We start from the raw sequence: 18915 nt of genomic DNA on the forward strand, positions 1-18915 counted from the left end.
GTGACCATTCGCTGTACTCACCGCGTCGGCCTGCTGCTGACAGGCCTGCTGCTGGTTACGCTGGCGCTGCCGTTTATCGCTTACGCGCCGAATCGCTTACTCTCCGGGGAAGGGCGCGGGCTGTGGCAGGTGATGCCCTGGCTCGCCGGCGTTCAGCTGGCGGCAGCCCTCGCCGGGATCCTGCTCTGCTGGCTGCCGGGCAGGGTTGCGCCGCTTCTCCATCTGCTGCTGGCCGAACTGCTTTTCCCGCTGCTTATCTGGGGCAGCGGCCAGGCGGCGATTGAGCTCTCCCGGCACGGCTCGCCGCTGGCGCGCACCTCGCCCGGCAGCGGTCTGTGGCTGTCGCTGGCGCTCTGCCTGCTGCTGGCCAGCGAGGCCATTCGTCATCTTACCGCCCGGCCGCTGTGGCGCTGGCTGCTGAATGCGCAAGTCTGGCTTCTGCCCATCATCCTGCTCGCCGCCGGGGCGCTCGATCAGCTCTCGCTGCTGAAGGAGTATGCCAACCGCCAGGAGGTGTTTGACGACGCCCTGCGCCAGCATCTGCTTCTGCTGTTTGGCACCCTGCTGCCGGGCCTGATCATTGGCCTGCCGCTGGGGGTATGGCTCTGGCGGCGTCCGCGCTGGCAGGCGCCGGCCTTCACCGTGCTCAATGTGATCCAGACTATCCCGTCGGTGGCGCTGTTCGGCCTGCTGATTGCCCCGCTTGCCGGTCTGGCGCGCTATTTCCCGGCGCTGGGCGAGCTGGGCGTCTCCGGGACCGGCGTGGCGCCGGCCCTGATCGCCCTGACGTTGTATGCGCTGCTGCCGCTGGTGCGCGGGGTGGTGACCGGCCTGCAGCAGGTGCCGCGGGATGCGCTGGAGAGCGCGACGGCAATGGGCATGAGCGCCGGACAGCGTTTTCGTCAGGTGCAGCTCCCGCTGGCGATGCCGGTGCTGTTGCGCAGCCTGCGGGTGGTCAGCGTGCAAACCGTCGGCATGGCGGTGGTGGCGGCGCTGATCGGCGCCGGCGGCTTTGGCGCGCTGGTGTTCCAGGGGCTGCTGAGCAGCGCGCTGGATCTGGTGCTGCTCGGGGTCGTGCCGACCATTGCCCTGGCGGTGGTCGTGGATGCTCTGTTCGCCCTGTGGGGCGCCTGGCTGAAAGGAGAGGCCAATGATTGAATTTGAAGGGGTCAGCAAAGCGTTTGCCGGCCACCCGGCGGTGAAGGACCTGACCCTGCAGCTGCGCGAAGGCGCTTTCTCGGTGCTGGTGGGAACCTCCGGCTCGGGCAAGTCGACGACGCTGAAAATGATCAACCGCCTGCTGGAGCCGGACCGGGGCATGATTCGCTTTGCCGGCGAAGACATCCGCCAGCAGCCGCTCCTGACCCTGCGACGGCGGATGGGCTATGCCATCCAGTCCATCGGCCTGTTTCCCCACTGGACGGTGGCGCAGAATATCGCCACCGTGCCGCAGCTGCAAAAATGGCCGCGGGGGAGGATCGCCGACCGGGTCGACGAGCTGATGGCGCTGCTGGGGCTGGAGGCAACGCTGCGCGACCGCTACCCTCATCAGCTCTCCGGCGGCCAGCAGCAGCGGGTCGGGGTGGCGCGGGCGCTGGCGGCAGACCCGGAGGTACTGCTGATGGATGAGCCCTTCGGCGCCCTCGACCCGGTGACCCGTGAGGCGCTGCAGCAGGAGATGCTGCGCATCCATCGCCTGCTGGGGCGGACGATTGTCCTGGTGACCCATGATATTGACGAAGCGCTGCGTCTCGCGGACCACCTGGTGCTGATGGACGGCGGCGAGGTGGTCCAGCAGGGGGCGCCGCTGGAGATGCTCCTGCGGCCAGAGAATCGCTTTGTGCAAACCTTTTTTGGCCGCAGCGAGCTGGGCGTGCGCCTGCTGTCGCTGCGCGAGGTGCGGGACTATCTGCGTCCCGACGAGCGGCTGGCGGGCGAGGGGCTGACCGTCACCATGACCCTGCGGGAAGCGCTGTCGCAGTTTGTCGCCCGGCGCTGCGAGGCGCTGCCGGTGGTGGATGCCGAGGGGCAACCCTGCGGCACGCTGCATTTTGCCGATCTGCTGCGCCAGGAGGCGAGTCATGAAGGCGCTTCGTGAGCCGCTGTGGTGGCTTAGCGCGATGTTTATCGGCCTGCTGGCGGGGCTGCCCTACAGCGCGCCGTTGTTCAGCCGGCTGTTTCCGGAACTGCCGCGGCCGGTCTACCAGCAGGAGAGCTTCTGGGCGCTCACTGTCGATCACGGCTGGCTGGTGGCGGCGTCCAGCCTCGCGGCGACCGCTGTCGGGCTGGGGGCAGGGGTGGCGGTCACCCGGCCCGCGGGCAGCGCGTTTCGTCCGCTGGTGGAGACCATCGCCGCTATCGGGCAGACCTTTCCGCCGGTGGCGGTGCTGGCGATGGCGGTGCCGGTGCTGGGCTTTGGCTGGCTGCCGGCGCTGATCGCCCTCGCGCTGTATGGCATACTACCGGTGCTGCAAGGGACTCTGGCCGGTCTGGGGTCGATACCGTCGGGCGTGTCAGATGTGGCAGAAGGAATGGGCATGACCGGCTGGCAGCGTCTGTGCAAGGTGGAGCTGCCTCTGGCGGCCCCGGTGATCCTGGCGGGGATCCGCACCTCGGTCATCGTCAATATTGGTACCGCGACGATAGCCTCGACGGTGGGGGCCAATACGCTTGGGACGCCGATCATCATCGGCCTGAGCGGGTTTAATACCGCCTATATCGTGCAGGGGGCGCTGCTGGTGGCGCTGGCGGCGATTATTGTCGACCGCGCATTTGAGCGCCTGGCCCGCTGGCTCAGCCGACACCGCCACGTACAATAAAGGAATAGCCGGCCAGCATCACGCCGCTGATCCCGCCGATGGCCATAAGTAAGAAGAGAGTGACGACCGCGATTTTCGCTGGCTTCATAATAGACTCCTGATGTTAACAGGGGGATTATACGGTGAAGCACAGGTGTTAATGAAACATTAATTGCGGTTTAGCGCGCCGCGCCGGGCTTTTTGCCGCTTTTGCTGCGTCACGCGCCGCAAAAAAGTGTGATCCTGCCCGTCATTTTTCATTTTTATGCAGGGCTTCAAAGAAAGTCTCCGCCAGGCAGTGTAAGGTACGCGCTTTCAAGAATGTGTGGTTTGCGGGTATGTACGAGTTTGATCTGGTGTTGCTGCTGCTTCAGCAGATGTGCGTATTTTTGGTCATCGCGTGGTTGATGAGCAAAACCCGACTGTTTATCCCCCTGATGCAAGTCACCGTTCGCCTGCCGCACAAGCTGCTGTGCTACGTCACCTTCTCCATTTTCTGCATTATGGGGACCTATTTTGGTCTGCATATCGAAGACTCTATCGCCAACACCCGCGCCATCGGCGCCGTGATGGGCGGCCTGCTCGGCGGCCCGGTGGTCGGCGGGCTGGTGGGGCTGACTGGCGGCCTGCACCGCTACTCGCTGGGGGGGATGACCGCCTTAAGCTGCATGGTCTCCACTATCGTCGAGGGGCTGCTGGGCGGTCTGGTGCACAGCGTGCTGGTCAAGCGCGGCCGGCCGGACAAAGTCTTTAGCCCGCTGACCGCCGGGGCGATCACCTTCGTGGCCGAGCTGGTGCAGATGATGATTATTCTGCTGATTGCCCGCCCGTTCCAGGACGCCCTGCATCTGGTGCAGAGCATTGCCGCGCCGATGATGGTGACCAATACCGTCGGCGCGGCGCTGTTTATGCGCATTCTGCTGGACAAGCGGGCGATGTTCGAGAAGTACACCTCCGCCTTTTCCGCCACGGCGCTGAAGGTGGCGGCGTCCACCGAGGGGATCCTGCGTCAGGGGTTCAACGAAGAGAACAGCATGAAGGTGGCCCAGGTGCTGATCCAGGAGCTGGATATCGGCGCGGTGGCGATCACCGACCGCGACAAGCTGCTGGCGTTTACCGGCATCGGCGACGACCACCACCTGCCGGGCAAACCTATCTCCTCCTCGTATACGCAACGGGCGATTGAGACCGGGGAGGTGGTGTATGCCGACGGCAACGAGGTGCCCTACCGCTGCTCGATTCATCCGCACTGTAAGCTGGGGTCGACGCTGGTGATCCCCTTGCGCGGCGAGAACCAGCGTGTGATCGGCACCATCAAACTGTATGAGGCGAAAAACCGCCTGTTCAGTTCGATCAACCGCACCCTCGGGGAGGGGATTGCCCAGCTGCTGTCGGCGCAGATCCTCGCCGGGCAGTACGAGCGGCAGAAGGCGCTGCTGACGCAATCCGAAATCAAGCTTCTGCATGCCCAGGTCAACCCGCACTTCCTGTTTAACGCGCTTAACACCCTGAAGGCGGTGATCCGTCGCGACAGCGAGCAGGCCGGCCAGCTGGTGCAGTATCTGTCGACCTTCTTTCGCAAGAACCTGAAGCGGCCGACAGAAATCGTCACCCTCGCCGATGAGATCGAGCATGTTAACGCCTACCTGCAGATTGAGAAGGCCCGCTTTCAGGCTAACCTGCAGATCCAGATGGCGGTGCCGGAAGGGCTGGCGCATCACCAGCTGCCGGCCTTTACCCTGCAGCCGATCGTGGAGAACGCCATTAAGCATGGCACATCGCAACATCTTGGCGTCGGCGAAATTACCATTCGCGCCAGCCAGGACGATCGCTGGCTGCAGCTGGATATCGAAGATAACGCCGGGCTGTACCGGGCCAACCCTCAGGCCAGCGGGCTGGGGATGAATCTGGTGGACAGGCGGCTTCGGGCGCGTTTTGGCGCCGACTGCGGTATCAGCGTCACCTGCGAACCGGAGCGCTTTACCCGTGTCACCCTACGTTTGCCCCTGGAGGAGAATGCATGCTGAGAGTATTGATCGTCGATGATGAGCCGCTGGCGCGGGAAAACCTGCGTATTTTGCTGGAGACTCAGCGCGATATCGAGATCGTCGGCGAATGCGGCAACGCGGTGGAGACGATTGGCGCGGTCCATAAGCTGCGTCCCGACGTGTTGTTTCTCGACATCCAGATGCCGCGCATCAGCGGCCTGGAGATGGTCGGGATGCTCGACCCGGAGCACCGCCCCTATATCGTGTTTCTCACCGCCTTTGATGAATACGCGGTGAAAGCCTTTGAGGAGCACGCCTTTGACTATCTGCTCAAGCCGATTGAAGCTGCCCGGCTGGAGAAAACCCTCGCCCGCCTGCGCCAGGAGCGTAATCTGCAGGATGTGTCGCTGCTGGATGACGCCCGGCAGACGCTGAAATACATACCCTGTACCGGCCACAGCCGTATCTGGCTGCTGCAGATGGAGGATGTGGCCTTTGTCAGCAGCCGGATGAGCGGGATCTACGTGACCGACCGCGAGGGCAAGGAAGGGTTTACCGAGCTAACCCTGCGCACCCTTGAGAGCCGCACGCCGCTGCTGCGCTGTCATCGCCAGTATCTGGTGAATATGGCGCACCTGAAGGAGATTCGCCTGGAGGAGAATGGTCAGGCGGAGCTGCTGATGCGCGCCGGGCAAACGGTGCCGGTGAGCCGGCGCTATTTAAAAAGCCTGAAAGAGGCGATTGGCCTGTAAAGCTGCTACACTGCGCCCCATTGCATCATCGACAGTAAAAGGCACTCATGCTCAGTAATGATATTCTTCGTAGCCTGCGCTACACCCTGAAAGTCAATAATAACGATATGGTGCGCATTCTTGCGCTATCCGATATGGAATCCACCTCCGCCAGCTTTGACACCTGGACGACGAAAGAGGATGAAGAGGGCTTTGTCCGCTGCCCGGACATTATCCTGTCGGGTTTCCTCAACGGCCTTATCTATGACAAGCGCGGTAAAGACGATTCGGCGCCGGAGCTGGCGCTGGAGCGCCGGGTGAATAACAATACGGTGCTGAAAAAGCTGCGGATCGCCTTCTCGCTGAAAACGGATGATATTGTGGCGATCATGAGCGAGCAGAAATACCGCGTCTCGGTGCCGGAAGTGACCGCCATGATGCGGTCGCCTGACCACAAAAACTACCGCGAGTGCGGCGACCAGTTTCTGCGCAATTTCCTGCGCGGCCTGACCCAGCGGGTGCATAACCCGAAGGCGTGATGGTTAGCCGGGGGCGGCTTCGCCTTACCCGGCCTACAAAACCCGTCGGCCCGTGCAAGGGTAGCGCCGCCGGGCAAAAAAAAGCCGGAGATATTCTCCGGCTTTTTTATTATTTCACCTGCTGACCCGGCTTCGCGCCGTCGTCAGGGCTTAACAGGAAGATATCCTTCCCGCCAGGGCCGGCGGCCATCACCATCCCTTCCGAGATGCCGAAGCGCATTTTGCGCGGCGCCAGGTTGGCGACCATCACCGTCAGGCGGCCAATCAGCGGCTGCGGATCCGGATAAGCGGAGCGGATGCCGGAGAAGACGTTACGCTTCTCGCCGCCAAGATCCAGCGTCAGGCGTAGCAGCTTGTCGGAGCCCTCGACGAATTCCGCGTTTTCAATCAGCGCCACGCGCAGGTCGACTTTGGCGAAATCGTCAAAGGTGATGGTTTCCTGAATCGGATCGTCCGCCAGCGGGCCGCTGACCGGCGCCGCGGTGGCTTTCACCTCTTCTTTAGAGGCTTCCACCAGGGCTTCCACCTGCTTCATCTCGATGCGGTTGTACAGCGCCTTAAACGGATTGACCTTATGCGCCAGCAGCGGCTGCTGGATGGCGTCCCAGCTCAGCTCGCTGTTGAGGAACGCTTCCGCGCGCGCGGCCAGCTGCGGCAGGACCGGCTTCAGCCAGGTCATCAGCACGCGGAACATATTCAGGCCCATGGTGCAGATGGCCTGCAGGTCGGCGTCGCGGCCTTCCTGTTTCGCCACCACCCACGGCGCCTGCTCATCGACATAGCGGTTGGCCACGTCGGCGAGGGCCATGATTTCGCGGATGGCCTTACCGAACTCGCGGCTGTCCCACGCTTCGCCGATGCTTTCCGCCGCGTCGGTGAAGGTTTTGTACAGCGCCGGGTCGGCCAGCTCAGCGGCCAGCACGCCGTCAAAACGCTTGCTGATAAAGCCGGCGTTGCGCGAAGCGAGGTTAACTACCTTGTTGACGATGTCGGCGTTAACGCGCTGGATAAAGTCTTCCAGGTTGAGGTCGATATCATCGATGCGCGAAGAGAGCTTGGCGGTGTAGTAGTAGCGCAGGCTGTCGGCATCAAAGTGCTTCAGCCAGGTGCTGGCCTTAATGAAGGTGCCGCGCGACTTAGACATCTTCGCGCCATTGACCGTCACGTAGCCATGCACGAACAGGTTGGTCGGTTTACGGAACTGGCTGCCTTCCAGCATCGCCGGCCAGAACAGGCTGTGGAAGTAGACGATGTCCTTGCCGATAAAGTGATACAGCTCGGCCGTGGAGTCTTTCTTCCAGTATTCGTCGAAGCTGGTGGTGTCGCCGCGCTTGTCGCACAGGTTCTTGAAAGAGCCCATGTAGCCGATCGGCGCGTCCAGCCAGACGTAGAAATATTTGCCCGGCGCGTTCGGAATTTCGAAGCCGAAGTACGGCGCATCGCGGGAGATGTCCCACTGCTGCAGGCCGGATTCGAACCACTCCTGCATTTTGTTCGCCACCTGCTCCTGCAGCGCGCCGCTGCGGGTCCACGCCTGCAGCATTTCGCTGAACGACGGCAGGTCGAAGAAGAAGTGTTCGGAGTCACGCATCACCGGCGTGGCGCCGGAGACCACCGATTTCGGGTCGATCAGTTCGGTGGGGCTGTAGGTCGCGCCGCACACTTCGCAGTTATCGCCGTACTGGTCCGGAGATTTACACTTCGGACAGGTGCCTTTCACAAAACGGTCCGGCAGGAACATGCCTTTTTCCGGATCGTAGAGCTGAGAGATGGTGCGGTTTTTGATAAAACCGTTCTCTTTCAGACGGGTGTAGATAAGCTCCGACAGCTCGCGGTTCTCGTCGCTGTGCGTCGAGTGATAGTTATCGTAGCTGATGTCGAAGCCGGCAAAATCGGTCTGATGCTCCTGACTCATCTCGCCAATCATCTGCTCCGGAGTGATACCGAGCTGTTGCGCCTTGAGCATGATCGGCGTGCCGTGGGCGTCGTCGGCGCAGATGAAGTTGACCTCGTGGCCGCGCATTCGCTGGTAACGGACCCAGACATCAGCCTGGATGTGCTCCAGCATGTGGCCGAGGTGGATGGAGCCGTTGGCGTACGGCAGGGCGCACGTTACCAGAATTTTCTTCGCGACTTGAGTCATAGTGAGCATTACATCTTCTGTTGTAAAAAGGGCTTCCGATATTACCAAAAGGGCTGTGGGTGCGCCATAAATGGCTGCCCATATATGGATAATCCTTTCCTGTGATAAACTCTGTGATTACTGAAAGCATCTCAAAACAACAAAGGAGTCGGGATGAATTCGCAATCCCAGGCCAAATCCCCCGAGCGCCTCCGCGCGATGGTCGCCGGGACGCTGGCCAATTTCCAGCACCCAACCCTGAAGCATAATCTCACCACCCTCAAGGCGCTGCACCATGTCGCCTGGCTGGACGATACCGTTCATATCGAGCTACAAATGCCGTTCGTCTGGAGCAGCGCCTTCGAAGCGCTCAAAGAGCAGTGCAGCGCCGAGCTGTTGCGCATCACTGGCGCGAAGGCCATCGACTGGAAGCTGACCCACAGCATCGCGACCCTCAAGCGCGTGAAAAACCAGCCCGGCATCAATGGCGTGAAGAACATTATCGCCATCAGCTCCGGGAAAGGCGGCGTCGGTAAATCTTCTACTGCCGTAAACCTGGCGCTGGCGCTCGCCGCGGAAGGGGCGAAGGTGGGCATTCTGGATGCCGATATCTACGGCCCGTCGATTCCGACCATGCTTGGCGCGGAAGACAGCCGCCCGACCTCGCCGGACGGTACCCATATGGCGCCGATCATGAAGTTCGGTCTGGCCACCAACTCCATCGGCTACCTGGTGACCGACGACAACGCCATGGTGTGGCGCGGGCCGATGGCCAGCAAGGCGCTGATGCAGATGCTGCAGGAGACCCTGTGGCCGGATCTCGACTACCTGGTGCTGGATATGCCGCCGGGCACTGGCGACATCCAGCTGACGCTGGCGCAGAACATTCCGGTCACCGGCGCGGTGGTAGTCACCACGCCGCAGGATATCGCGCTGATCGACGCCAAAAAAGGCATCGTGATGTTCGAAAAAGTGGAAGTGCCAGTGCTGGGGATCGTGGAAAACATGAGCATGCATATCTGCAGCAACTGCGGGCACCATGAGCCGATCTTCGGCACCGGCGGCGCGCAAAAACTGGCCGAGAAATACCACACTCAGCTGCTGGGCCAGCTGCCGCTGCATATTACGCTGCGGGAAGATCTGGATAACGGCACGCCGACGGTGGTGGCGCGTCCGGAAAGCGAATTTACCGACATCTACCGCCAGCTGGCGGGTCGGGTGGCGGCCCAGATGTACTGGCAGGGAGAAGTGATCCCGGGCGAGATTGCCTTCCGCGCCGTTTAAGGCCGCGGCGAGCGCATCAGCCAGTATCCGCCCTCGGGCGAGGCGCCCTGTGCTTCGATGGTCCAGCCGTGACGCTGGTAGAAGCGCAGGGCGTTTTTATTTTCCATCAGGCACTTCAGCGTCCCGCTGGCGGTAAAGGTCCGTTCGACCTGCGCCAGCAGCGCGCTGCCGATATGTTTGCCCTGCCAGTCCGGGTCGACGAACAGATGGTGAAGAAAGTTATCGGCGGTCCATACGGCGGCAAAGCCCACCGGCAGGCCGTCGTATTCCGCGACCCATAGCTGTTCATCCGCGGTGGCGGCATCGAAATCTTCCAGCCGCCATGTCGTGGAGGGAAGCCAGGTCCACGACATACTGCGCGCCCGCAGAAAGAGCTGGCGCAGCGCCGGAAAGACCGCTGGTTCGCCGGGGCGGATGCGGAGTTTGAGCGGATCAGCGATGATAGAAGATCTCGCCATCGTACACCTTGAGGATTTTGCCTTCGGTGTCGGTGATCAGCACGTAGTTACCGCCCATATAGGTCCAGTGGCTGCCGGCGTCCGGCGCGGGCAGATTACGCTGCTGCCACCCTTTGATGTTGTATTCGGGGGTGAGGTACATCGCCGGAACGGTGTCGCCAATGTGAAACTGGGTGAAGTCGGCGGTGAACTCTTTCAGCGCATACTGATCGATCCCCGCGGCAGAAGCCGTCCAGCTGGCGCCGGCGGTGGCAAGGAGTACGCCCAGAAGCATCATTTTTGTTTTACGCATAGTTTCCTCAATATTACCTGGACTCAAAATAGCAGCCTCGTATCATTCCTGATGCGTTGCTGAAATGGCAAGCACTGGATTTTTAAAAAGTGTAAGCAAAACACGGCGCAAGTCCTGCGCCGCTTGCGTTGCAGCGACGGTGATGCCTATTTTGGGAGCAATCTGAAGCAGGGGAGAATCGGCATGTTCAGGCTGGAAGATCTGACCTTATTTGTCCGCGCCGCGGCACTGGGCAGTTTTAGCGACGCCGCGCGCGAGGCGGGGCAGCAACCGGCGCAGGTGAGCGCGGCGATTAAGCGTCTGGAGACGATCCTCAATATTCGCCTGTTCGCCCGCTCGACCCGCAGCCTGCGCCTGACGCCGGAGGGGGAGACCTGGCTGCCGTATGCCACCCAGATGCTCGATACCCTCGAGGCCGGCCTGCAGAAGATCCAGACCCCGGACGATGAAATTCGCGGCATGCTGCAGATCGCCGTGCCGTCGGATCTCGGGCGTAACCTGCTCCTGACCCTGTTCCGCGACTTTCGGCAACGCCACCCGGCGCTGCGCCTGCGGCTGCTCTTTTCCGACCAGCTGACCGACGTGTTTAAAGATCCGGTGGACGTCGCGTTTCGCTATGGCAATAACGATGACGCCTCGTTTATTTCGCTGCCGGTGGCGCCGGAAAATCGTCGGGTGCTGGTGGCCTCTCCTGAGTGGATCGCCCGCCACGGCGAGCCGCAGACCCTTGAGGAGCTCGGCCAGCACAATGCGTTGATCTACATATTGCGCGGCCGCCCGTTCGACCGCTGGTCGCTGAGCCTCGACGGCGAAGTTCTGCAGCAGAAGGTCTCCGGCACGGTGATGAGCGATGACGCGGAGGTGATCCGCCGGCTGGCGGTGGCCGGGGAGGGCATTGCCTATAAATCGATGCTCGACGTCAGCGACGATCTGCGGGCGGGCCGCCTGCGGCGCCTGCTGCCGCGTTACCAGGGGGATGTGGTGCCGTTGAACCTGATTTGTCCGCACCGCAAACAGCTCTCTGCCGCGGTGCGTTTGTTATATGAAGAGGTGAAATCACATTGTGAAGGGCTTAATGTCTAACTAAGGTCGCGAAGTAGTAGACCAGCGGGACGGCCAGCACCCACAGGCCAATCGGGATTTCCCGCCACTTGCCGGCGATGGCCTTGATCACAATGTAAAACAGCAGCCCGCCGGCGATGCCGGTGCCGAAGCTGTTGGCGATGAGGGTGATCATCACCATCATCAGCACCGGCAGGCCGTCGGTGAAGTTGCCAAGATCCACTTTGCGCAGGCCGCTGAACATGTTCAGGCCGATCAGGATCAGCGCCGGGGCGGTGGCCTCCTTCGGGATCATCAGCGCCACCGGCGTGAACAGCAGCATCAGCAGGAACATCACCGCCGCTGACAGCGCGGTGAGGCCGGTTTTGCCGCCGGCTTCCGCCGCCGCCGAGGACTCAATCAGCGCCGTTGCCGCCGGAATACCTACCCACGGGCCGAGCGCCGCGGCAATCGAATCGACCATAAACGGGCGATTAATCTGCGGCATGTTGCCTTCTTCATCCAGCAGACCCGCCTCGCCGCCCACCGCCAGCGTCGTCCCCATGGTGGAGAAAAACTCAGAAGCGAAAAAGACGAACAGGAACGGCAGGAAGGCGATGTTTAACGCCCCCAGCAGGTCAACCTCTCCCAGCACCGGGGCCAGCGAGTGGGGGACATCGATAAAATGCGTCGGCAGTTTCGTGACGCCGAACGGGATCCCCACCAGGGTAGCGCACAGAATGGCCCACAAAATGGCGCCCGGCACCTTACGCGCCTGCAGGGCTATCGCCAGGAACAGGCCACACAGCGCCACCAGCGCGCCGGGGGCGAGGAAGTCGCCGAGCATCAGGGCGTTGGTTTTGGCATTGGCGAGCACCAGCCCGGCGTTGCGAAAGCCGAGGACGGCGACGAACAGGCCGATGGAGGCCGTCAGCCCCAGCTTGATCGACTGCGGAACCGAGCGGGTGACCACTTCGCGCAGGCCAAAGCGGGTCAGCAGGAAGAAGAGAACCCCCGACCAGCAGGCGATCCCGAGGCCTGTCTGCCAGCCAATCCCCTCGCTACCGGCCAGCGTGACCCCCACCAGCACTGAGCCGCCAATGCCCGGGCCGACGATAAACGGCAGGTTGGCGTAAAACGCCATCAGCAGCGAGCCGACGACGAAGACCAGAATGGTGCCGGTGGTGGCGGCGCCTTTGTCCATTCCGCCGATCGCCAGCAGTCCCGGGATGACCACCAGTAAATAGGCGGCGGCGAGAAAACCGGTGATCCCGGCCAGGCATTCGCTGCGCAGCGTGCCGCCGCGCGAGCGCAGCGCAAAGCGGCGCTCCAGCCAGTTATCGCGGGCGGAAGAGTGAAGTGTGTTATCGGCCATGCTCAGGCTCCCTGAGGATTATTGTTGTGAGGCGTTGGCGCCGGGGTTTCCCGGCAGGCTATCAACGGGTCGACTATCTGGCGGCTGCCGCCGTCGGTCAGACCCAAATCGGTTAAATGCGGCCCGGCGTTACAGGCAAGACAGGTGCCTTCAATGGCCTTAAAGACCCGGTACGGCGGCTCCCAGTCGGCGACTTTGCTGCTCAGATCGCGCAGCTCGCGGAACTGACGCGCCAGCTCGGCGGCCGGGAGATCCGACAGCATGCCGGCAATCGGCATCGCCACATGGGCGAGGATCTCGCCCCGTTGCGCCAGCGCCATCCCGCCGCCGGAGGCGATAAGCTGGTTGGCCGCCTGCGCCATATCCTCAGCATTGCGCCCGAGCACCACCAGATTGTGTGAATCGTGGGAATAGCTGGTGGCGATGGCCCCGCGCAGCTCGCCCCAGCCTTCAAGCAGGGCGATTTGCGGCGTCGCCTGATGGCGGCCGTGGCGGTGCTTGACCCAGATCAGGCTGAAGCCGGCGGGCAGCTGGACCTGGCCGTCTCGGATCTGCACTTCGACCTCGCCCCACTGGGTGAAGCGCGCGCCGCGGATATGGCGCAGGCGGGCGACGCCGTGGCGAATGCCCTTGATGCGCAGGATAAAGTCATCGGCGGCGAGGGGGGCTATCTGCAAGGTATCGCGCGGCGGCGTCACGCCCGGCGCCGGGGCGATCGGCTTCAGCAGGCGGCCGGCATGGGCCAGCCGTTCCCCGCCAACGTAGACTTCGCGGGCCGCCAGTTTCTCCAGAGAATCAAACACCACCAGGTCGGCGCGTCGCCCGGCGGCAATCAGCCCAAGATCGTGGCGCTGCAGGCGAATAGCGGCGTTGAGGGTGGCGAAACGCAGCGCATCGACCGCCGGTAATCCATGCTCGATCAGCAGGTTGAGCAGGGCGATGATCCCGCCTTTCTCCAGCAGCATATCCGGCGGCACGTCATCGGTGCAGACGGTGATCTGCGAGGAGAGGTGCGGCAGCGTTTTCAACGCCGCCACGATCTCCGGCAGCAGGTAGGGGTGCGAGCCGCGGATCTCGATCGTCAGCCCGGCGCGCAGTTTTTCCAGCGCGTCGTCCGCCGAGGTCAGTTCATGATCGGAGGTGACGCCGGCGGCGAGGTAGGCCTGCAGGTCGGCGCCGCTCAGCCCGCGGGCGTGGCCTTCGATCAGTTTTCCGCTGTTGAGACCGGCCTGGACAATCTCCTGCATCCGCTCGCTGCCGTGCAGCACGCCATGCATATCCATCACTTCCGCCACGCCGCGCACTTCCGGCCAGCCGAGCATGGTCTCCATTTCCGCGCCGGCGAAATCGGCGCCGGACATTTCGAGGCCGGGGGTGGAGGGCACGCTCGACGGCGCGGCGACCATCACCTGCAGCGGCAGGTGGCGGCTGGCGTCTACCGCGTAACGCACGCCCTCGACGCCGAGCACATTGGCCAGCTCATGCGGATCCCAGAACACCGCGGTGGTGCCCTGGGTGAGGACGATTTCGGCGTAGCGCTCGGGCGGCAGGTGGGAGCTTTCGAGGTGCACGTGGGTGTCCATCAGGCCGGGCGACAGGTAGCCGCCGGACAGGGAACGCACTTCATGGGCGTCGACGCGGCTGCCGCGCGGGTGGACGCTGGCGATCATCTCGCCGACGATACCGACGTCAGCCGGGCGGATTTCGCCCGTGGCCATATCGACGATCTGCGCATCGACCAGCAGCAGATCAAACGGGGATTCGCCGCGCGCGGCCTGCACGGCGCGACGGCGGACTTGAGCATTGCTGGACATAACCACTCCGGCACAAGGATAATGCGGATACTCTAGGGGCACAGCAAACGTTTGCCCAGATGAATAAATTTATCACCCGATAAGCTCGGGTTATTGTGCAGGACCACCGTAGCGAACCCGATGATGAACGAACCCTGGCAGCGGCTGCCCGCGCTCTCTCTTAAACAGCTTCAGTATTTCGTCACCCTGGCCCAGCTGCGCCATTTTACCGATACCGCCAGTCGGCTGGCGATTAGCCAGCCGGCGCTGAGCAGCGCTCTGCGGCAGATTGAAACGGTGCTCGGCGGCAAGCTGGTCAACCGCACCGCTTCGGCGGTCACCCTGACTGAACTGGGGGCGGCGATTTTACCCCACGCCCAGCGGATCCTCAGCGTGGCGCAGGCGGCCTTTTTCGATATGCAGCAGATCGTCGAGGCGGGCGGCGACGGGACGGTGCGCATCGGCCTGGTGCCGTCGGTCAGTTCGCTGCTGTTTCCGCTGCTGCCGCAGACCCTGGCCCAGGCCTTTCCCCGCCTGCGTATTGAATTTCACGATCAGACCAACGATGCGCTCATCCAGGCGCTGCAGCGCGGCGAGATTGATTTCGGCATCGGGGCGATCGACAGCTCACTGCCCGCAGAACTGCTGGTCTATCCGCTGCGCGACGATCCCTTCGTGGCGGTGCTGCACCGCGACGATCCGCTGGCCGCGCAGGCGCATCTGCCGTGGAAACAGCTGGTGGGGCGGGACATTGCCGTCTTCTCGAAGGGCAATATTCAGCGGCTGGTGGCGGCATTAGTGGAGAGCCATCGCCTGACGCTGACCACCCGCTACCAGGTGGACTATATCGAAACCCTGTATGGCCTGGTGCGCTCGCGCTTAGCGGTGGCGATACTGCCGGAGCTGTACACCACCCATCTGCAGGACCCGGCGCTCAAGGTCGCCCAGCTGCAGCAGCCGGCGTTGACCCGCACGGTGGCCCTGATGCGCGGGCCGCAGGCGCTGCCGCCGCTTATCGAAGACTGTTTTTCCCTGCTGCAGGCCGCCTTGCGCTAGGGCAGGTGCTTGATCAGCACGTCTATGGTCAAGTGGTTGATGTACTCCAGCGAGTGTGAGGAGAGGACGCCCAGCAGCCGGTTATGGTGCCCGGCAATAATTAAATCGATCTGCCGCTGTCGAACGCAGGTTTCGACATCTTCAAAGCGGCGGGTGGTCACCAGCGAGAGGGTATCCACCGGCAGGGAGACGGTGCAGGCCAGCTCGTTGAGCAGGGCTTTGGCCTGGATCACCTCCTGCGAGACCTGATCGTCGCGCAGGCTGTCGGAAACATAGTTCAGCGCCCGGTAGTCGGTGCTGATGTGGGCGATAGTGATGCGCATGCCGTTCTCTTCCGCCATTCTGGCGGCATGCTCGAGCAGCGGGACGCCGTCCTGACTGCTGTTAATCAGTACCAGCGCATGGTGATAAAGCGCCATAAATACCTCCGCGCAAAAAAGTTGTCCTCAGCGTATTTTGAGCCGCGGGCGGGGGGATGGCAAACCCTCGGCGCGTTTGCCTGAAGATAAAATTCCCCCGCGGCCTGACGGGCGGCGGGGGAGCGTGGGGCGCGTTGCGCTTACGGGGTGACGATGTTGAACCAGAAGGCAAAGGTGTCCATGTAGCTCAGCATTTCGTCGAGCTTAGCGCCATTGCCGCTAATGTTAACCTCGCCGTTGGCCTGAGCTTGCTTCAGCGTCTCCTGTTTCAGGATGATCTTATTCAGGGTGTCGCGGCTGAGCGAGATGCTGGCGTCTGCGTTGTCGGCTACCGCATTGGCGGTATGGTTAAGCACGCCGTTTTCCAGCTCCAGTTTGTACTTGCCGCCGTCTTTACCCAGGTCGATGTTAAAGACCGCTTTAGCCGCCCCGGCTTTTTCGCCATTGATATGCACCCCGAGATAATCGAAGAACATTTCCGGCGTCATCGCCCGCACGGTATCCGGGCTGGCGGTGTTCGGCGTCGGCAGTTTCTGCACGCCGTTACGCAGCTCCTGAGCGCCGGTGAGGTAGAAGTTGCGCCAGGTCCCGGCTTCCGCCTGATACCCGAGCTGCTCCAGGGCGTCGGCTTCCAGATGACGCGCCTGCTGATTGTTCGGATCGGCGAAGACGATTTTGCTGGTCACCTGCGCCACCCAGCGGTAGTTCCCCTGCTGGTAGTCGGCTTTGGCTTTCTGCATGATGGCATCGGCGCCGCCCATATATTCCACGAACTTCTTCGCCGCCTGCTCTGGCGGCAGCTCGTCGAGGGTGGCCGGGTTGCCGTCGAACCAGCCGAGGTAGAAGACGTAGGTCGCTTTTACATCGTGGCTGACGGAACCGTAGTAGCCGCGGCTGGACCACTGTTTCTCAAGGGACTCCGGCAGCTTGAAGTTGGCGGCGATCTCATCGCGGGTCATGCCCAAATTCGCCATCCGCAGAGTCTGGTCGTTGATATAGCGATACATATCGCGCTGACCTTTCATCAGCTTAACGATATTGTCGTTGCCCCAGGTCGGCCAGTGGTGCTGCGCGATAATCACTTCCGCATCGTTGCCCCAGCGGTCGATGGCGGCGTTGATGTATTTCGACCACGCCAGCGGATCGCGGATTTTGGCGCCGCGCAGCGAGTAGGTGTTGTGCAGGGTATGGGTGACATCCTCTGCCGCCTCGATCATTTTCTTCTCTTTGACATACCACAGCATCTCAGACGGCGCTTCCGAGCCCGGCGCCATCATAAAGTCATAGGTCAGGCCGTCGATCACTTCCTGCTGACCGGTATGGGTAATGTAGTTGGTCGGCGGGATCAGCGTGACGGTACCCGCCGAGGTGGTGGTGCCGAGACCGGCGCCAACCTGACCTTTGGCGTCCGGCTTCAGCAGGTTGCCATACATATAGCTGGCGCGGCGGCTCATTGCGGTACCGGCCATGATATTTTCGGAAACCGCTTCTTCCATAAAGCCGTCCGGGGCGTAAATCTTCACTTTTCCGGCTTTGACATCGGCTTCATCCACCACCCCGCGGATACCGCCGTAGTGGTCCACATGGCTGTGGGTAAACAGCACCGCCACCACCGGTTTTTTCGGCCGGTGGGCAAAATAGAGCGCCAGAGCCTCTTTAGCCGGTTCGGCGCTTAGCAGCGGGTCGATGATGGTGATCCCGGTTTTGCCTTCAATAATGGTCATATTGGAAAGATCGAGATTACGGATCTGGTAAACGCCGTCGGTGACTTTGAACAGACCGCCGATATTAAGCAGCTGCGACTGTCGCCACAGGCTGGGATTGACGGTGTCCGGCGCCTTTTCGTCCTCTTTGACGAAATTATATTTGGCCGGATCCCAGATAATATTTCCCTGGTTACCTTTGAGCATCGCCGGCGGCAGGGGCGCGATAAATCCCTGATGGGCGTTGTTAAAGTCGGTTTTATCCGCAAACGGCAGTTTACGGTATAGCGCCTGGTTCGCCTCCCGCGTGGCCGGTGTGGCATCCTGTTGTTGCGCGGCGGCAAAGGCGGTTACCGACAAAGACGATAACATTCCGGCCAGCGCCAGATTTTTGGCTATCTGATTTAATTTCATCACTACCTCTCAGGTAATTTATTATGCGGAAATAAAAAATATCTCCCGCTTAAAAAGTGAATGGCTTGTCGTTTATTCTAAAGACTAATATTCCGCTGAATAGTCCCATATGGGACTGGCGCGGCGCCGCTAAAGGATCTCCTCGTCTTTAGCAGGCGAGGGCTGCTATACTGTCGCTAACGGCGCAGGCGAGGGCAGAGAATGAATTTCCAGGAAATACATAGTTATTATAAGACGTTAGCCATAGCCGACTTTTTTGCCGATATCCTCGTGGAAGGTGAAGAGGTTATTCTCGCCGCCAATAAAAAATGGTGCCCGCAACCGGGGTATATTTATTTTTGCACCGAGGGTTCGCTATCCATATTAATGCCGGATGATGGGTTGAATATCGGTAATACTATTGAGCATATGCCGATTGGCCTGATGGAACGGTATTGCCCGCTGGCGAAATTTGAATATACCGGAAGCGCAACCGTGACGCTGCGTAAAATTTCCTACGCCACTTTTGATCGCCTTTTTATTGCAACCCACCCGCAGCGCATTGAGGCGCTGGCGAAGGTGTTGGTGTTCATGAGTATCTTTACCATCGACCTGCACAATGAACGTCGCCAGGTCACCAGCTACCAGACGATTCGTCCGATGCTGTATCGCTATTTGTATCGGCAGCATACGTATGAGGGTGAAAACGAGGGGCTGGCGTTATTTATCATCCGGCGTACGAATCTTTCGCGCACTCATGTGTTTCGCGTGCTGGCGGACTTAAAGGCGGGGGGATATATCACGATGAAACGTGGCAAACTGATCTCTATCGATCGACCGCTGCCTGCGGAGTACTGACCGGGCAGGAGAGGGTAACAAGGCGGGATCACCGCCTTGTTACCAGGATAGCCGTCAGCGAATCA

At 61.5% G+C, this 18915-nt stretch carries 18 protein-coding genes; 10 read left to right on the top strand and 8 right to left on the bottom strand.

Annotation, left to right across the window (positions count from 1 at the left end):
* From ACOI6Z_RS01735 to ACOI6Z_RS01745, 3 genes are read left to right on the top strand one after another with little or no spacing between them, the layout of a single operon-like run.
* Window positions 1-1158 (top strand): ABC transporter permease, encoded by a 1158-nt coding sequence (locus tag ACOI6Z_RS01735; protein ID WP_044524199.1) that lies wholly within the window; start codon window positions 1-3, stop codon window positions 1156-1158.
* Window positions 1151-2098 carry an ABC transporter ATP-binding protein gene (locus ACOI6Z_RS01740; RefSeq protein ID WP_060590017.1) on the top strand — a complete coding sequence of 316 codons (948 nt, stop codon included), beginning with the start codon at window positions 1151-1153 and terminating at the stop codon, window positions 2096-2098. Before ACOI6Z_RS01735 ends, ACOI6Z_RS01740 begins: the two co-directional genes overlap by 8 nt.
* On the top strand, window positions 2082-2819 hold the full coding sequence (locus ACOI6Z_RS01745; RefSeq protein WP_064154329.1) for an ABC transporter permease: 738 nt from the start codon (window positions 2082-2084) through the stop codon (window positions 2817-2819). Before ACOI6Z_RS01740 ends, ACOI6Z_RS01745 begins: the two co-directional genes overlap by 17 nt.
* Here ACOI6Z_RS01745 and ACOI6Z_RS01750 read toward each other — a convergent pair.
* Window positions 2794-2907, bottom strand: a complete 114-nt coding sequence (locus tag ACOI6Z_RS01750; protein WP_002912762.1) for a protein YohO — start codon at window positions 2905-2907, stop codon at window positions 2794-2796. The two genes, ACOI6Z_RS01745 and ACOI6Z_RS01750, sit on opposite strands and share 26 nt — an antisense overlap.
* A 229-nt stretch (window positions 2908-3136) precedes the next feature.
* Between ACOI6Z_RS01750 and ACOI6Z_RS01755 the strand changes: the two genes are divergently transcribed.
* The 3 genes from ACOI6Z_RS01755 to ACOI6Z_RS01765 are packed head-to-tail and all read left to right on the top strand — an operon-like array spanning window position 3137 to window position 6056.
* A complete protein-coding gene (locus ACOI6Z_RS01755) occupies window positions 3137-4825 on the top strand; it encodes a sensor histidine kinase (protein WP_004189065.1) in 1689 nt (562 codons plus the stop codon).
* On the top strand, window positions 4819-5538 hold the full coding sequence (btsR, locus tag ACOI6Z_RS01760; protein WP_420686828.1) for a two-component system response regulator BtsR: 720 nt from the start codon (window positions 4819-4821) through the stop codon (window positions 5536-5538). The genes ACOI6Z_RS01755 and btsR overlap by 7 nt, the downstream gene beginning before the upstream one ends.
* Before the next feature lie 47 nt (window positions 5539-5585).
* Complete coding sequence (locus ACOI6Z_RS01765; protein ID WP_023290420.1) at window positions 5586-6056, top strand: DUF1456 family protein; 471 nt, start codon at window positions 5586-5588, stop codon at window positions 6054-6056.
* Between the two features lie 109 nt (window positions 6057-6165).
* On the opposite strand, the gene metG is transcribed toward ACOI6Z_RS01765, so the two are convergent.
* Complete coding sequence (gene metG / locus ACOI6Z_RS01770; protein WP_032429194.1) at window positions 6166-8199, bottom strand: methionine--tRNA ligase; 2034 nt, start codon at window positions 8197-8199, stop codon at window positions 6166-6168.
* A 153-nt stretch (window positions 8200-8352) separates the two neighbouring features.
* On the opposite strand from metG, the gene apbC reads away from it, so the two are divergent.
* The gene (gene apbC / locus ACOI6Z_RS01775; protein WP_023290418.1) at window positions 8353-9462 is read left to right on the top strand and encodes an iron-sulfur cluster carrier protein ApbC; all 1110 of its coding nucleotides are present in this window, start codon (window positions 8353-8355) and stop codon (window positions 9460-9462) included.
* On the opposite strand, the gene ACOI6Z_RS01780 is transcribed toward apbC, so the two are convergent.
* Together ACOI6Z_RS01780 and ACOI6Z_RS01785 are read right to left on the bottom strand one after the other, a co-directional pair.
* Window positions 9459-9920: a GNAT family N-acetyltransferase gene (locus ACOI6Z_RS01780; protein WP_065812295.1), complete on the bottom strand. Its 462-nt coding sequence runs from the start codon at window positions 9918-9920 to the stop codon at window positions 9459-9461. The genes apbC and ACOI6Z_RS01780 overlap by 4 nt on opposite strands.
* Window positions 9895-10212 carry an RcnB family protein gene (locus ACOI6Z_RS01785; RefSeq protein ID WP_004201590.1) on the bottom strand — a complete coding sequence of 106 codons (318 nt, stop codon included), beginning with the start codon at window positions 10210-10212 and terminating at the stop codon, window positions 9895-9897. The genes ACOI6Z_RS01780 and ACOI6Z_RS01785 overlap by 26 nt, the downstream gene beginning before the upstream one ends.
* Before the next feature lie 183 nt (window positions 10213-10395).
* Between ACOI6Z_RS01785 and ACOI6Z_RS01790 the strand changes: the two genes are divergently transcribed.
* Window positions 10396-11295, top strand: coding sequence for a LysR family transcriptional regulator (locus tag ACOI6Z_RS01790; protein WP_032453496.1), 900 nt, complete (start codon window positions 10396-10398; stop codon window positions 11293-11295).
* On the opposite strand, the gene ACOI6Z_RS01795 is transcribed toward ACOI6Z_RS01790, so the two are convergent.
* Entirely contained in the window at window positions 11285-12628 is a 1344-nt protein-coding gene (locus tag ACOI6Z_RS01795; protein ID WP_023290415.1) for an NCS2 family permease, read from the bottom strand. The genes ACOI6Z_RS01790 and ACOI6Z_RS01795 overlap by 11 nt on opposite strands.
* 2 nt (window positions 12629-12630) lie before the next feature.
* Window positions 12631-14442, bottom strand: coding sequence for an adenine deaminase (locus tag ACOI6Z_RS01800; protein ID WP_065812296.1), 1812 nt, complete (start codon window positions 14440-14442; stop codon window positions 12631-12633).
* A 120-nt stretch (window positions 14443-14562) separates the two neighbouring features.
* Between ACOI6Z_RS01800 and ACOI6Z_RS01805 the strand changes: the two genes are divergently transcribed.
* Window positions 14563-15477: a LysR family transcriptional regulator gene (locus tag ACOI6Z_RS01805; protein ID WP_048336188.1), complete on the top strand. Its 915-nt coding sequence runs from the start codon at window positions 14563-14565 to the stop codon at window positions 15475-15477.
* On the opposite strand, the gene ACOI6Z_RS01810 is transcribed toward ACOI6Z_RS01805, so the two are convergent.
* Both ACOI6Z_RS01810 and ACOI6Z_RS01815 read right to left on the bottom strand, forming a co-directional pair.
* A complete protein-coding gene (locus tag ACOI6Z_RS01810; protein WP_023290412.1) occupies window positions 15474-15896 on the bottom strand; it encodes a universal stress protein in 423 nt (140 codons plus the stop codon). The genes ACOI6Z_RS01805 and ACOI6Z_RS01810 overlap by 4 nt on opposite strands.
* 140 nt (window positions 15897-16036) lie before the next feature.
* Window positions 16037-18013, bottom strand: a complete 1977-nt coding sequence (locus ACOI6Z_RS01815) for an alkyl/aryl-sulfatase (protein ID WP_223065855.1) — start codon at window positions 18011-18013, stop codon at window positions 16037-16039.
* A gap of 201 nt (window positions 18014-18214) precedes the next feature.
* On the opposite strand from ACOI6Z_RS01815, the gene ACOI6Z_RS01820 reads away from it, so the two are divergent.
* Entirely contained in the window at window positions 18215-18850 is a 636-nt protein-coding gene (locus tag ACOI6Z_RS01820; RefSeq protein ID WP_223065696.1) for a helix-turn-helix domain-containing protein, read from the top strand.
* Window positions 18851-18915: the final 65 nt, after the last annotated feature.

Source organism: Klebsiella sp. C239, from assembly GCF_048822715.1.
Classification (GTDB): domain Bacteria; phylum Pseudomonadota; class Gammaproteobacteria; order Enterobacterales; family Enterobacteriaceae; genus Klebsiella; species Klebsiella quasipneumoniae.

Bases quoted from the DNA above. Each gene is read 5' to 3' on its own strand.
- ACOI6Z_RS01800 (WP_065812296.1), bottom strand. From the start codon at position 14,442: ATGTCCAGCAATGCTCAAGTCCGCCGTCGCGCCGTGCAGGCCGCGCGC.
- metG (WP_032429194.1), bottom strand. From the start codon at position 8,199: ATGACTCAAGTCGCGAAGAAAATTCTGGTAACGTGCGCCCTGCCGTAC.
- ACOI6Z_RS01750 (WP_002912762.1), bottom strand. From the start codon at position 2,907: ATGAAGCCAGCGAAAATCGCGGTCGTCACTCTCTTCTTACTTATGGCC.
- ACOI6Z_RS01815 (WP_223065855.1), bottom strand. From the start codon at position 18,013: ATGAAATTAAATCAGATAGCCAAAAATCTGGCGCTGGCCGGAATGTTA.
- ACOI6Z_RS01755 (WP_004189065.1), top strand. From the start codon at position 3,137: ATGTACGAGTTTGATCTGGTGTTGCTGCTGCTTCAGCAGATGTGCGTA.
- ACOI6Z_RS01805 (WP_048336188.1), top strand. From the start codon at position 14,563: ATGATGAACGAACCCTGGCAGCGGCTGCCCGCGCTCTCTCTTAAACAG.
- ACOI6Z_RS01790 (WP_032453496.1), top strand. From the start codon at position 10,396: ATGTTCAGGCTGGAAGATCTGACCTTATTTGTCCGCGCCGCGGCACTG.
- apbC (WP_023290418.1), top strand. From the start codon at position 8,353: ATGAATTCGCAATCCCAGGCCAAATCCCCCGAGCGCCTCCGCGCGATG.
- ACOI6Z_RS01810 (WP_023290412.1), bottom strand. From the start codon at position 15,896: ATGGCGCTTTATCACCATGCGCTGGTACTGATTAACAGCAGTCAGGAC.
- ACOI6Z_RS01820 (WP_223065696.1), top strand. From the start codon at position 18,215: ATGAATTTCCAGGAAATACATAGTTATTATAAGACGTTAGCCATAGCC.
- ACOI6Z_RS01745 (WP_064154329.1), top strand. From the start codon at position 2,082: ATGAAGGCGCTTCGTGAGCCGCTGTGGTGGCTTAGCGCGATGTTTATC.
- btsR (WP_420686828.1), top strand. From the start codon at position 4,819: ATGCTGAGAGTATTGATCGTCGATGATGAGCCGCTGGCGCGGGAAAAC.
- ACOI6Z_RS01780 (WP_065812295.1), bottom strand. From the start codon at position 9,920: ATGGCGAGATCTTCTATCATCGCTGATCCGCTCAAACTCCGCATCCGC.
- ACOI6Z_RS01740 (WP_060590017.1), top strand. From the start codon at position 1,151: ATGATTGAATTTGAAGGGGTCAGCAAAGCGTTTGCCGGCCACCCGGCG.
- ACOI6Z_RS01795 (WP_023290415.1), bottom strand. From the start codon at position 12,628: ATGGCCGATAACACACTTCACTCTTCCGCCCGCGATAACTGGCTGGAG.
- ACOI6Z_RS01785 (WP_004201590.1), bottom strand. From the start codon at position 10,212: ATGCGTAAAACAAAAATGATGCTTCTGGGCGTACTCCTTGCCACCGCC.
- ACOI6Z_RS01765 (WP_023290420.1), top strand. From the start codon at position 5,586: ATGCTCAGTAATGATATTCTTCGTAGCCTGCGCTACACCCTGAAAGTC.